13 protein-coding genes and 1 pseudogene are annotated in these 12933 nt (G+C 67.4%); 6 read left to right on the forward strand and 8 right to left on the reverse strand.

Annotated elements, in window-relative coordinates; translation table 11 throughout:
- Together G3O06_RS33695 and G3O06_RS33700 are read right to left on the reverse strand one after the other, a co-directional pair.
- The coding region (locus G3O06_RS33695; RefSeq protein ID WP_205818794.1) for an alpha/beta hydrolase fold domain-containing protein at window positions 1–2042 on the reverse strand (2042 nt) is incomplete at its 3' end.
- Window positions 2029–3744 (reverse strand): GMC family oxidoreductase N-terminal domain-containing protein, encoded by a 1716-nt coding sequence (locus tag G3O06_RS33700; protein WP_205818795.1) that lies wholly within the window; start codon window positions 3742–3744, stop codon window positions 2029–2031. The genes G3O06_RS33695 and G3O06_RS33700, both read right to left, overlap by 14 nt.
- Window positions 3745–4026: 282 nt before the next feature.
- Between G3O06_RS33700 and G3O06_RS33705 the strand changes: the two genes are divergently transcribed.
- Window positions 4027–5058: an AraC family transcriptional regulator gene (locus G3O06_RS33705; protein WP_205818796.1), complete on the forward strand. Its 1032-nt coding sequence runs from the start codon at window positions 4027–4029 to the stop codon at window positions 5056–5058.
- A 55-nt stretch (window positions 5059–5113) separates the two neighbouring features.
- Window positions 5114–5623, forward strand: a complete 510-nt coding sequence (locus G3O06_RS33710) for an N-acetyltransferase (RefSeq protein ID WP_205818797.1) — start codon at window positions 5114–5116, stop codon at window positions 5621–5623.
- A 16-nt stretch (window positions 5624–5639) separates the two neighbouring features.
- Here G3O06_RS33710 and G3O06_RS33715 read toward each other — a convergent pair whose 3' ends face one another.
- The 4 genes from G3O06_RS33715 to G3O06_RS33725 form a co-directional block, all read right to left on the reverse strand.
- Window positions 5640–6593, reverse strand: coding sequence for a leucyl aminopeptidase (locus G3O06_RS33715; RefSeq protein WP_205818798.1), 954 nt, complete (start codon window positions 6591–6593; stop codon window positions 5640–5642).
- Between the two features lie 58 nt (window positions 6594–6651).
- Window positions 6652–6774: a hypothetical protein gene (locus G3O06_RS49830; RefSeq protein WP_006766865.1), complete on the reverse strand. Its 123-nt coding sequence runs from the start codon at window positions 6772–6774 to the stop codon at window positions 6652–6654.
- Window positions 6775–7009: 235 nt separating this feature from the next.
- Window positions 7010–7156: a hypothetical protein gene (locus tag G3O06_RS33720; protein ID WP_205818799.1), complete on the reverse strand. Its 147-nt coding sequence runs from the start codon at window positions 7154–7156 to the stop codon at window positions 7010–7012.
- A 30-nt stretch (window positions 7157–7186) separates the two neighbouring features.
- The gene (locus tag G3O06_RS33725) at window positions 7187–7642 is read right to left on the reverse strand and encodes an Lrp/AsnC family transcriptional regulator (protein ID WP_175000430.1); all 456 of its coding nucleotides are present in this window, start codon (window positions 7640–7642) and stop codon (window positions 7187–7189) included.
- A 117-nt stretch (window positions 7643–7759) separates the two neighbouring features.
- On the opposite strand from G3O06_RS33725, the gene G3O06_RS33730 reads away from it, so the two are divergent.
- Entirely contained in the window at window positions 7760–8305 is a 546-nt protein-coding gene (locus G3O06_RS33730; RefSeq protein WP_205818800.1) for an alpha/beta hydrolase, read from the forward strand.
- 196 nt (window positions 8306–8501) lie between these two features.
- On the opposite strand, the pseudogene G3O06_RS49315 reads toward G3O06_RS33730, so the two are convergent.
- A pseudogene (locus tag G3O06_RS49315) lies at window positions 8502–8609 on the reverse strand (IS200/IS605 family transposase); the annotation flags it as partial.
- 95 nt (window positions 8610–8704) lie between these two features.
- On the opposite strand from G3O06_RS49315, the gene G3O06_RS33735 reads away from it, so the two are divergent.
- Complete coding sequence (locus G3O06_RS33735) at window positions 8705–9907, forward strand: RNA-guided endonuclease TnpB family protein (RefSeq protein WP_205818801.1); 1203 nt, start codon at window positions 8705–8707, stop codon at window positions 9905–9907.
- 167 nt (window positions 9908–10074) lie between these two features.
- Window positions 10075–11343 carry a YbfB/YjiJ family MFS transporter gene (locus tag G3O06_RS33740; RefSeq protein ID WP_205818802.1) on the forward strand — a complete coding sequence of 423 codons (1269 nt, stop codon included), beginning with the start codon at window positions 10075–10077 and terminating at the stop codon, window positions 11341–11343.
- 20 nt (window positions 11344–11363) lie between these two features.
- On the opposite strand, the gene hpaC is transcribed toward G3O06_RS33740, so the two are convergent.
- The gene (gene hpaC / locus G3O06_RS33745; RefSeq protein ID WP_131931651.1) at window positions 11364–11909 is read right to left on the reverse strand and encodes a 4-hydroxyphenylacetate 3-monooxygenase, reductase component; all 546 of its coding nucleotides are present in this window, start codon (window positions 11907–11909) and stop codon (window positions 11364–11366) included.
- Window positions 11910–12262: 353 nt separating this feature from the next.
- Between hpaC and G3O06_RS33750 the strand changes: the two genes are divergently transcribed.
- On the forward strand, window positions 12263–12895 hold the full coding sequence (locus G3O06_RS33750; protein ID WP_122948954.1) for a response regulator: 633 nt from the start codon (window positions 12263–12265) through the stop codon (window positions 12893–12895).
- The last annotated feature ends 38 nt before the right edge of the window (window positions 12896–12933 follow it).

Here is a 12933-nt window from a genome sequence, read left to right on the forward strand (position 1 = left end):
TCGCCGCGCTCGCGCAGCGCGATGGCTAGCGCGAGCGCCAGCGCACCGCCGGCCGAATCGCCGGCGATCACGATCCGGTGCGGCGCATGGCCCTGCGCGCGCATCGCGTCATAGACGGCCAGCGCGTCGTCGAGCGCGGCCGGGCTCGGATGCTCGGGGGCCAGCCGGTAATCGGGCACCCACACCGGCAGGCCGGCATCGTTCGCGAGCCGCGTGGTCACGCCGCGATGCGTATGCGGGCCGCCGAGACAGAATGCGCCGCCGTGCAGATAGAGGATCGCGCCGCCCGTGTCGCCGCGTTTCGGCGCCACGACTTCGACCGGCACGCGATTCGCGGACGTCCGGTAGCGCAGCGTGCCGCCCGTGCCCGGCATCAGCGGCGACAGCAGCGCGACGACGCGGCGCTGCATGCGCGCGCCGAACGGCGGCCCGATCAGCGGCCGGAACGCCACGCGCAGGAAGCCGCGCAGCGATGCGGCAGTGAGGGCCTCCAGCCGGCCGGCGGGCGGCGCGACCACCACGTCGCGCGCCGGTGCGACCGACTCGGGCAACGGATGCGTGAAACGGTAAGCGGACATCCCGGTGAAGCGCGTGATCCACCGGTAGGTCAGCGTGAAGCCCGGCCAGTTCGTGCTGTTGTGTCCCGACGCATCGACGTACCAGCTCTTGCAGGTGTTCCACACCGATCCTTCGAGCCGCTGTTGCACATGCACGTTGAAGCGCCGGTAGCGGCGCGCGTCGACGTCGATCTCGCGTGCGCCGTCGCGCCGCATCGTGCGCAGGCAGCGCATCACGTGCGCGATCTGGCTCTCGAGCATGTAGACGATCGAGTTGTGGCCGAGGTTGGTGTTCGGGCCGTACAGCATGAAGAAGTTCGGAAAGCCGGGCACGGTGAGCCCGAGATACGCCTGCGCGCCGCGCCGCCATGCGTCGTTCAGGTCGAGCCCGTCGCGGCCCGTGATGCGCATCGGCGACAGGAAATCGGTCGCCGCGAACCCGGTGCCGTAGACGATCGCGTCGACCGGATGGTGCACGCCGTCGACGGTCTCGATGCCGTCCTCCGTCACGCGCCGGATCCGCTGCGTGACGAGCTCGACGTTGTCGCGGCTCATCGCGGCAAGGTAGTCGCTCGACAGCAGGATGCGCTTGCAGCCGATCGGGTAGTCGGGCGTGAGCCGCGCACGCAACGCGGCGTCCGGCACGTCGCGTGCAAGCAGCTTGTGGAACGGCCGGCCGACCGCGACCTTCATCAGCTTGTGCAGGCGCGTGAACGCGATCGCGCGCGATTCGTAGCGCAGGTAGATCGATGCGCGATGCAGCTTCATCGCCCACGGCAGCCGGCGGAACAGCGCCTTCTCCCACGGCCGGTACGCGCGGTCGGGGCGCGGCATCACGTAGGCCGGCGAACGCTGGAACACGACCAGGCGCTGCACGTCGCCGGCGATCGCCGGGACGAACTGGATCGCCGACGCGCCGGTGCCGACCACCGCCACACGTTTGCCGGCGAGCGAATAGTCGTGATCCCAGTGCGCGGAGTGGAAGGCGCGGCCGCGAAACGTGTCGATGCCGGGCAGGTCGGGCATCGCGGGGCGGCTCAATTGCCCGGTGCCGCTGACGAGCATGGTGGCGCTCAGCGTCGTGCCGTCGGCGAGCGTGACGCGCCACAGCGCAGCGGCTTCGTCGTAGCGCGCGTGCTGGACTTCGGCGCCGAAGCGCAAATAGCGCGCGAGGCCGTACTTGCGCGCGCAATGCTGCAGGTACGCATGGATTTCGGGCTGCGGCGCGAACACGCGCGACCAGGCCGGATTCGGCTCGAACGAGAACGAGTACAGGTGCGAGGGCACGTCGCAGGCGGCGCCCGGGTAGCTGTTGTCGCGCCACACGCCGCCGACGTCGTGCGAGCGTTCGACGATCGCGAAATCGTGGATGCCGGCACGTTGCAGTGCGATCGCCATGCCGATGCCGGCAAAGCCGGCGCCGATGATGATCGCCGCAAGCGGGGCGGCGGAATCGGTCAGGTGGGCTGCGTCACGCGACGACATGGCGGGTCTCCTCCGGCTGGACGGCATCGTGCGCGGCGCACGAGGCGGGAGCGGTGTCGCGATCCGTCGATGCGTCGGCGGCTTCGTCCTGTGGCCGCACTGACGTGCGGCTCACACCGCGGATCAGGTCGACGGCCTTCTCGGCGATCATGATCGTCGGTGCGTTGGTATTGCCGCCGATGAGCGTCGGCATGATCGACGCATCGACGATGCGCAGCCCCTGCAGGCCGCGCACACGCAGTTGCGGATCGACGACGGCGAGCGCGTCGTGCCCCATCCGGCACGTGCCGACCGGGTGATACACGGTGTCGGTGCGCCGCCGCAGCACGTCGCGGATTTCATCGTCGGTGTCGACGTTCGCGGTGAACAGGTCGCGCGTGGTCCAGCCGGCGAGCGCAGGCGCCTCCATCAGCCGGCGCGTGAGGCGGAAGCCCGCGACCATGTCGTCGAGGTCGCGCGGATCGTCGAAGAACGCGGGATCGATGCGCGGCGCCGCGAGCGGATCGGTGCCGTTGAGCGTGACCGAGCCGCGGCTGCGCGGCCGCAGCAGGCACACGTGGCACGACAGCCCGTGGCCGGCGTGCAGCTTGCGCGCGTGATCGTCGACGAGTGCGACGACGAAGTGCAGCTGGATGTCCGGTGCGTCGAGTTCGGCGCGGGTCTTCAGGAAACCGCCGCCTTCCGCGAAATTCGATGTCAGCATCCCGCGCCGTTCGCGGCGGAAGCGTATGAACTCGCGCAGCATGCGCAGGCCGCCGCGCGCGGACACGCCCATCGTATCGACGCTGCGGGTGCGGTAGCCGAAGATGAAGTCCGGATGATCCTGCAGGTTGCGGCCGACGCCGGGCAGGTCGGCATGCACGGCGATGCCCTGTTGCTGGAGTTCGCGGCCCGGGCCGACGCCCGACAGCATCAGCAACTGCGGCGTCTGCAGCGCGCCGGCCGCGAGCACGACTTCACGCCGTGCGCGCAGCGTGCGCACCTCGCCGTGCTGCCGCACTTCGACGCCGATCGCGCGCGTGCCGTCGAACAGGATGCGCAGCACCTGCGCGTGCGTCTCGACCGTCAGGTTGTCGCGCCGGCCGATGTGCGGCAGCAGGTACGCACGCGCCGCGCTCCAACGTTCGCCGTGCTTCTGCGTGACCTGGTAGATGCCGATGCCTTCCTGCTGCGCGCCGTTGAAATCGTCGGTGAGCGGCAGGCCGGCCTGTTGCGCGGCTTCGAGGTAGCGCGCATGGAACGGGTTGCCGGTGCGCAGGTCGCTCACCCACAGCGGGCCGTCGCGGCCGTGCCACGCGTCGTCGAAGCGCTCGTTGTGCTCGCTCAGGCGGAAGTACGGCAGCACGTCGTCGTACGCCCAGCCTTCGTTGCCGAGCGCGGCCCAGCCGTCGTAGTCGACGCGATGGCCGCGGATATAGACCATCGCGTTGATCGCCGACGAACCGCCCAGCACCTTGCCGCGCGGCTGGTAGCCGATGCGCCCGCCGAGGCCCGGCTGTGGCACCGTGTCGAACGCCCAGTTGTTGATGCGCGTCGGCATCATCGCGACCGCGCCGGTCGGCACGTTGACGAGCGTGCCGTCGCCGCGGCCGCCGGCCTCGAGCACGCAGACGGTCACGGCCGGGTCCTCGGTCAGCCGCCCGGCGACGACGCTGCCGCCCGAACCGCCGCCGACGACGATGTAGTCGAAAGTCTTGCTCATGGATTCGTCCTCTGATGGTCGATGGATCAAGCGGAGCGCGGCAGGTGGGCCGCGAGTGGCGGGGCGGGGGCGCGGGTGGACGCGGCGCGCCGGCATGCGAAGCAGGCTGCGGGATCGGTCGGGCGACTTTGTCGCATGGTGTCTCCTCAGGAGGGCGATGGCGTCGTTCGGATGACGACTGGATGACGCCGATGGTGCTGGCCGCATGGGAAAACACCAATGCTGCTTCGGGACAATTGTTTTAGTATTTGGGCCAAATCGGCGCTTCGAGGGTTTCTCCGCATGAGCTTCTGGGATTTCACCCGGAGTCCGGCCAGCGCCCGGCTGCTGGTCGATTTCGGCGACGAACGCGGCGTGCCGCACACGACGCTGCTGGCCGGCACGGGGCTCGCGGACGCGCAGCTCGACGATCCGAAAGTCGAGGTGACGGCCGCGCAGGAGCTGCGGCTGACCGGCAACCTGCTGCGCGCGCTCGGGCGCGCGCCGGGCCTCGGGTTCGAGGTCGGCCAGCGCTATCACTTCTCCGCGTACGGGGTGTGGGGCTACGGGCTGATCGCGAGCGCGACCGCGCGCGATGCGCTCGCGCTGGCGCTCCGCTTCCTGCCGCTCACCTATGCGTTCACGGTGATCACGTACCGCGAGGAAGACGGGACGTGCGTGCTCGGTTTCGGCGCGCCGGAACTCGATGGCCCGCTGAGCCGGTTCCTCGTCGAACGGGACATGACGGCCGCGGCCGTGCTGCTGCAGGAAATCGGCGATGACGCATTCGCGTTGTCGCGCTTCACGGTGCAGGCGGCGCGCACGCCGAGCATGGCGGTGCCGCGCATCGCCGGCATCGAGCCCGCGTTCTCGGCGCGCGCGAACAGCCTCGCATTCGATCGCGTGTTTCTCGACCGGCTGCTGCCGCACGCGAATCCGCTGACGGTGTCGATGTGCGAGCAGATGTGCGGCCAGCTGCTCGAAGCGCGGCGCGCGCGCGTGGGCACGTCGGAGATGGTGCGCCAGTACCTGACCGCGACGCCCGGCCCCGCGCCGTTCTCGCTGGAGGACATGGCGCGGCTGATGAACACGAGCCCGCGCACGCTCAAGCGCCGGCTGCAGGAGGAGGGTACGACGTTCCGCGCGCTGCTCGCGCAGGCGCGCGGCGCGATGGCCGAGACGCTGCTCGGCGACGCGCGCCTGTCGCTCGCGGAAGTGGCCGAGCGGCTCGGCTTCAGCGACCTGTCGAGTTTCTCGCAGGCGTTCAAGCGCTGGTACGGCGTGCCGCCGGGCGCGTATCGCAGCGCGGCGCAACGGGACAGCGGCCGTTCCTGAATCACGGTACGATCACTGGCTTTCCTGCCGACATTCCAATCACGAGAGACTCCGCATGATCACGATTCGCCCGATGACCGACGACGATTTCCCGCGCTTCTGGCCGACCTACCGCGCGATCGTCGCTGCTCAGGAAACCTATGCATTCGATCCGGCGCCGACGCAGGAAGCGGCACGCACCCTGTGGCTCGCTGCGCCGCTGTGCACGTGGATCGCCGAAGAGGATGGCGTCGTGCTCGGTTCGTACTACCTGAAGGCGAATGCGGCCGGGCCCGGCAATCACGTGAGCAACTGCGGCTACATGGTGAGCGAGGCCGCACGGGGCCGTGGCGTCGCGCGCCTGATGTGCGAGCACTCGCAGCAGGTCGCGCGCGAGCGTGGCTTTCTCGCGATGCAGTTCAACTCGGTGGTGTCGACGAACGAGGTGGCGGTCGCGCTGTGGCAGAAGCTCGGTTTTGAAATCGTCGGGCGCCTGCCGCGTGCGTACCGTCACGCGCGGCTCGGTTTCGTCGATAGCCTCGTGATGTACAAGTGGCTCGGCGACCCGGAGGCCGCCGAAGCCTGAGCGCGCAGCCGCTTCGTCAGACGGCGAACGCGCCGTCGAACACGACCCGGTCGTCGAGCGCGAGCGTGCCGCGCGCGAAGATCAGGTCGAGATGGTGGCTGCCGTTTTCGCCGCCGCCGAGCCCGAGGTGCAGGCCCGGATGACGTTCCTCGAACCCCGCGTTGCGGCCGTACAGCCCGCGAATCCCGAGGTTCGTGCCGATGCCGAATTCCTCGATCCGCCGGTGGTTCGCATGCCGGTCGAGATAGGTCGAGAAATCGCGCCGGAAGCCTTCATCGTCGGTATCGAAACCGACGATCATGCTGTTCTCGACATGCAGCGTGGCGAGCTGCTCGGCCACCTTGTACTTGATCGCGAACGGCACGGTGCCGAGAAACGTGCCGCTGAAGACGATCGAGCCGTTGAGATCGGTGACGTGCGTCGCGATCTCGCCGGGCACGACGTCGAGGTTGCCCATTCCATCCACGCTCGTCCATTTCTGGTCCGGCGCGAGCGAGCCCGTCAGCGTGTTGCCGGCTTCGTCGATGAAGCGGATCTGCGATGCGTGCGCGGCCGCGTCGATCAGCCGGCCGTTGCGTGCCGCGATGTCGTCGAGCGATTCGGCGAACGCCTCGTCAAGATGCGGGCCGTAATCCTTGAACAGTACCGACTTGCTCCAGTGCTCGACGATCGCGGGGCGAATCGCGGCGAGGAACGGCGGCCCGCTCGGCGACGGCGTCGGCAGGCACGACGAGTCGTACAGCAGCACGAACAGATCGGCGCGATCGAGCGCGGCGGCAATGTCGGCGGGCGGGGTGCTTTCGAGGCAGAGTGTGGTCGCGTCGAGCGAATCGGGCAGGGCGGAAAACGCGCGCAACGCGATGTCGCGGTTGCGGGTGTCATGGCCGACCAGCAGTTTTCCCGACTCGCCGCGCGCCAGCTTGTCGCGCAGCGCGGGGTGGAAGCCCAGCGCGCGGTGCAGGTTCAGCATGCGTGTCTCCGGAAGCAGCGGAAGGGCCGCGGCCCTTCCGCGAGAACGGGTGGCCCGCTCAGACCGGCCAGAGCGCGGTGCCGAACGGCACCACGGCGTCCTCGACCATCATGTCGACGGCCTCGGGGTGCGTGTCTTCCTGCATCCAGTCAAGCAATTCGATCTGCTGGGTGTCCTGCATGTCAATTCTCCTGTGATGAACATGAGTGTTTCAACATGAAAGTGCGGCTAAAAAGTTGCCACTCCTCATCACGCATTTCATGAATACGCGACGAGTGGCGTTGATATTAGTCTGAGGAATTTACGAATGCAATGCGTTGCAAGGTTTTTAGCCGAGGCGTGCTAAACACGAGGGATTTGCGGATCGCGTACCGTAAAGCACGGATAAAGAGGATGACGAATTCGATGTCATTTTTTCAATGACCGGAATTGGAATCGACGCATTGCACTCGGCGATTTTTCATCGGGAATTTAATCGCCGCGATCGATGTCGTTCGCGGCGAGCAGGCGAGCAGGCGAGCAGGCGAGCAGGCGTGCATGCGCGCGAACGCGTCGTCGGTCATCGGTAGCGCGTCAGCGGCCCGACGCCCGTGTCAACCGAGCAGCGCCTTGCCGAGCGGTTTGGCCGGCTCGGACCGGAGCACCAGCGACGTCGTGACCGCACCGAAGCGCGCGATCGCATCGATGATGGTTTCCAGTTGTCCCGGTGTCGGCACCAGGACCTTCAGCAGGAAGCAATCCTCGCCGGTCATCCGGTGGACCTCGATGACGTGCGGCATCTCGGCGAACGCGCGCAGCGCAGGCTTGATGTGTTCGTGCGTCGTCTTCAACCGGATGATGGCCATCATCCCCAACCCCAGCGCGGCCGGGTCGATCCGTGCGCCGTAGCCCGCGATGATGCCGCGCTCTTCCAGTCGCTTGACGCGCTCCGACGTGGCGGGCTGCGACAGGCCGATACGCCGGCCCACTTCGGACAGCGGCGTGCGCGCATTTTCCTGCAGCGCCTCGAGGATCGAAAGATCCAGGCGATCGAGCTCTCCGTTCGACATGTCCGCTTTCCCGCTCCGTTAATTCATCGGCATATTGTCTCAATATCCGATGATTTGCCATTCCCGGCCGGTTTCCGGCAGGCCAGACTGCGAGCTCGCTTATTCATGGAGACGGAGATGGACCAGACGATCGTGATCGTGCCGGGGATCGGCAACTCGGGACCGGATCATTGGCAGAGCCACTGGGAGGCCGCGCTTCCGGGCGCCATTCGCATCGCGCCTGCGTCATGGGATGCGCCCGACCTGCGTGACTGGATGGCGGCGCTAGATGAAGCCGTCGCGCAAGCCGCGACGCCGCCGGTGGTGATCTGTCATTCGCTCGGCTGCCTGCTGTTCGCGCACTGGCGTGCGGCGTCGGCGCGCGTCGTGCGCGGTGCGTGGCTCGTCGCGGTGCCCGATCCGGGCGGCCCGCGTTTTCCGGCTGCGGTCAGCGCGTTCGCGAACGTGCCGGAGGGCGATTTCGGTGGCTTGCCGGTGCTGGCGATCGCCAGTTCGGACGACGGGTACGACCCGTCCGGGCGTGGCATTGCATGGGCGGGCGCGTGTGGTGCGACGCCGCTGTTGCTCGGCCCGCGCGGCCATCTGAATGCGGAGGCGGGATTGGCGGAATGGCCCGAGGGACGCGCTTTGTTCACCGCCTTCATGGCGGGATTGCGGAGGTAGCGCGGGCAAGTGGCCGATGTGCTCCCGCGATGGCCCGCGGCGGGCGATGCATGGACGATCCGGCTGCTGCGGCCGGGTTCCTGTTGCCGACGCATGCCGGCCTGCGACGGCTCAAGTATGATCTGCATGCGCGTCAAACCTCGTCCTTCACGGCGGGGAAGGATAGCGCGGACGTCGTAGGCGTCCTTTCGGGCGGCTAGTGGGGCGTTTTCTGTTGGTCGATGTATTTGCAAGCGATTTCGACAGGCGCTCCACCACAACTTCCTGCAAAGCAAGACAGAGACCCCAGCGCGCCGCCCCACAACTTTTTCCGAATGCTCGAGTAGCACTTGAAAGACGTAATAGCGACCGCGTCGAAAGGCTTGACTCGCTCTTGTGGGCCAGACATACAATCGTCCGATGCGACGACTCCAGGCCTTCAAGTTCGAACTGATGCCGAACGGCGAGCAGCAGCGCGATATGCGCCGCTTCGCCGGATCGTGCCGGTTCGTCTACAACAAGGCGCTGGCGTTGCAGAAGGAGAACTACGAGGCGGGCGGCAAGTTCATTGGCTACGTAGCAATGGCCAAGCATCTGACGGAGTGGCGTAACGGAGGCGAAACGCCATGGCTCAAGGACGCACCCGTTCACCCGTTGCAACAGGCTCTCAAGGACATGGAGCGGGCCTACAAGAACTTCTTTGCCAAGCGAGCGGCGTTTCCGAAGTTCAAGAAGCGCGGCCAGCGCGACAGTTTTCGCTACCCGGACCCCAAGCAATTCAAGCTCGACCAGCCCAATGGGCGCATTTTCCTGCCCAAGCTGGGCTGGATGCGGCTGAGGCTGTCGCGTCCCGTGCTGGGCGAACTGCGCAACGCAACGGTCAGCTTCAACGCGGGCAAGTGGTGTGTCTCGATCCAGACCGAGCGGGAGGTCGAGCCGCCGGTGCCCCATGCCACCAGCGTGATCGGCATCGATGTGGGCATCGCCCGCTTTGCCACGATGAGCGACGGCACGTTTGTCGCACCGCTCAACAGTTTCAGGAAACATGAGGCTCGTCTGCGCCGATGCCAACGTGCGATGAGCCGCAAGGTCAAGTTCAGCAATAACTGGATAAAAGCCAAGACCAGACTCCAGCGCATCCATACGCGCATCGGCAATGCTCGCCGCGACTACCTGCACAAGGCCACGACCACGATCAGCAAAAACCACGCGATGGTGTGTATCGAGGACTTGCAGGTTCGGAATATGTCCAGGTCGGCGGCAGGCAGCACCGATGCGCCTGGCAACAATGTTCGGGCCAAGTCCGGTCTGAACAAGGCCATCCTCGACCAAGGGTGGTTCGAGTTCAGGCGGCAATTGGAGTACAAGCTGGCCTGGAATGGCGGCTGGCTCATGGCCGTTCCGCCCGCGAATACAAGCCGGACGTGTCCGGCTTGTGGATACGTGAGTGCGGACAACCGGACCACGCAGGAAAAATTCGCCTGTGTCGAATGCAGTTACGAGGAGAACGCCGATGTCGTCGGCGCTCTCAACATTCTGGCGCGGGGGCACCGCGTTGCAGCCTGTGGAGAGCCGGTGCAGTCGGGCCGCTCCGTGAAGCAGGAACCCGCCGAGGCGATCTGAGGCAAGCATTGTCGTTTCAGACGCGGTAGGAATCCCCCGTCTTCAGGCGGGGGAGGATGTCAACGTCCGATAGAATCGGAAGCCTCGACAGTCGGGATTGCCGCGTGCGGAACACCGGTTCCGCCGTCACGACTTGCCGCGGCTTCGAACGACCAAGGAGACACGCGATGCGCGCAGCGCCGCAACCGGAGCATGCCGGCCCGTCCGGGCCGGATGTCGGCGCGACCGGCTCTTACCCCGACCGTGACCCCGATCGCATCGCCGCGTGGCGGCTCGCGATCTGCCTGTCGCTCGGCAGCGCGATCGCGCTCGGCCTCGCGCGCTTTTCGTATGCGCTGCTGCTGCCGCCGATGAAGGCCGATCTCGGCTGGACGTTCGCGCAGGCCGGCGCGCTGAACACGGCGAACGCGGCCGGCTACCTGGTCGGTGCACTCGCGTTTCCGTTGCTGTCGCGGCGCTGGCGCGCGGGCTCGCTGCTGGCGGCCGGATGCGTGCTGACCGCGTTGCTGATGGCCGCGTGCGGGGTCACGTCCGGCATGCACGCGCTGCTCGTGCAGCGGCTCGCGACCGGCGTCGGCAGCGCGCTGATCTTCATCAGCGGCGGCGTGCTGGCCGCGCGGCTCGCATCGGCGTCGCCACGCGATGCGGGCTTGCTGCTCGGTCTCTACTACGGCGGCACGGGATGGGGCATCGTCGCATCGTCACTGCTCGTGCCGGCGACGCTTTCGCACGGCATCCATGGCTGGCAGCCCGCGTGGTTCGCGCTCGCGTTCGCGTGCGTGCTGTTCTCGGCGGTGGCCGTGTCGGCCGCACGCCGCATCGAGCACGTGCACGCGGCACCCGCCGCGCCGCGCGACGGTGCGGCGCCGGCCGCGACCGCGAGCCCCGCGCGCTTTGCACTTGCGCTGGCCGGCTACGGCCTGTTCGGCGTCGGCTATATCGGCTACATGACGTTCATCGTCGCGCTGCTGCGCGGTGCGGGGATGAGCGGCACGGTGGTCGCCGCGTTCTACGTGATGCTCGGCGTCGCGACCGTCGTGTCGGCGCGGCTGTGGTCGGGGCTGCTCGACCGGATGCGCGGCGGCCAGGCGCTCGCCGTGCTCAACGCGCTGCTCGGCATCGCGACGCTGATGCCGGCGATGTTCGTGCATCCGGCGGCCGCGTTCGCGTCGGGCGTGCTGTTCGGCGCGACGTTCCTGTCGGCTGTTGCATCGACGACGGCCTTCGTGCGCCACAACTTGCCGCCCGACGGCTGGGCGAAAGGGATCAGCGCGTTCACGACGGTCTTTGCGTTCGGGCAGATCGCCGGGCCGGTCGCGATCGGCTGGGTGTCCGACAGCGCGGGGCTTGCGCGCGGGCTCGTGTATTCGGCGCTGACGCTTTTCGCAGGCGCCGCGCTCGCGGCCGGGCAGCGCGCGTTGCGGGCCGCCGCATAGTCACGCGCGATACGTGCCAATCACCGCACGCACGCCGTGCGCGACACGCGATGAAACGCACGGCTGAAGTAGATCAGGCTGTCGCCGTCGTCGCGCACGCGGATCGACGTCGCCTCGATGAACATCACCGAATGCGAGCCGACCTCCTTCATGTCGGCGATCGTGCCCTGCAGGCTCGCGAGCGCGTCGCGCAGCACGGGTACGTCCTGGTCGCCGCGATCCCACACGGGCAGGTCGAAGCGCCGCTCCATCGGCAGGTCGGTGAGCCCCGCGAAATGCCGCGCGAGTTGCTCGTGTTCGGCCGGCAGCACGTTGATGCAGACGTGGCGGTTGCGTTCGAACGTCGCACGCATCGCGCTCGACCGGTTGAGGCACACGAGCAGCGTCGGCGGTGTATCGGTGACGGAGCATACGGCGCTCGCGGTGATGCCGCAGCGGCCGTGCGGCCCGGCGGTGGTGATCACGTTGACGGCCGCGCCGAGGTGGGCCATCGCTTGCCGGAAGGCCTTCTGCGCGTCGGTCGGCTCGACGCGTGCCGGTCGCTGGATATCGGTCGTGGAAGACATGGGCGCTCCTGATTGGACGAAAGCGGCGATCGCGTGGCGCTGCCGCTGCAGCGCCGGATCGCCGACGATGACCCAAGCGTACGTCGCGAAAATGCCGGCGACCATTCGCACGATTGACGATGGAGATGGCGTTCTCGCCAACGCGTCTAAAGGTTCTACCTAGATGCGCGCCGCACCGCGCGAAAAAAATCGAGATTGCACGTTCATGTCGCCCGTGAAGGGGTTTTCAGCGGGTTTTCGGCTCGTTATGATGTGCCGCACACCCCCAGCGAACGACGTGCGCGACGTGCCGGCAACCGGCCCCGTATGCGGCGCGTGCGATACCGATACCGATATTCAGCGAGACACCCGCGATGACGTCACCCGCACCGATCGTATACATCGTCGACGACGACAACGGCATGCGGACGTCGCTCGCGTGGCTGCTCGAATCGGTCGGCATCGCGTCCGAAGGGTTCGCGAACGCCACCGATTTTCTCGCGCGTTTCGACGTGAACCTGCCCGCGTGCCTGGTGCTCGACGTGCGGATGCCGGAGAAGAGCGGCTTCGACGTGCAGGCGGAACTGAACGCGCGCGGCGCGACGCTGCCGGTGATCTTCGTCAGCGGGCACGGCGATATCCCGATGTCCGTGCGCGCGCTGCAGAACGGTGCGATCGATTTCGTCGAGAAGCCGTACAACTCGCAGCAGATGCTCGAGCGCGTGCAACGCGCGCTGCGGCTCGCGCAGCAGCGGCATGCCGTGAGCCAGCGCCACCGCGAGTTGCGCCAGAGGCTCGATGCGCTGACTGCGCGCGAGAAGGAAGTGCTGCGCGGCGTGGTGGACGGCAAGGGCAGCAAGCAGATCGCGTCGGATCTTTCGATCAGCGTCAAGACCGTCGACGTGCATCGCGCGAGCATCAAGGAGAAGCTCGGCGCGACGTCGATCGCCGCGCTCGTGCGCGACGTGATGGTCGTGTGGGGTGACGACGGCGAAGCGCCGCGCTAAGGTACGTTCCCCTGTCAGGAGAAGTTCGTTCGCGGGCC

This window comes from Burkholderia sp. Ac-20345 (assembly GCF_017104825.1).
Taxonomy (GTDB): Bacteria; Pseudomonadota; Gammaproteobacteria; order Burkholderiales; family Burkholderiaceae; genus Burkholderia; species Burkholderia lata_B.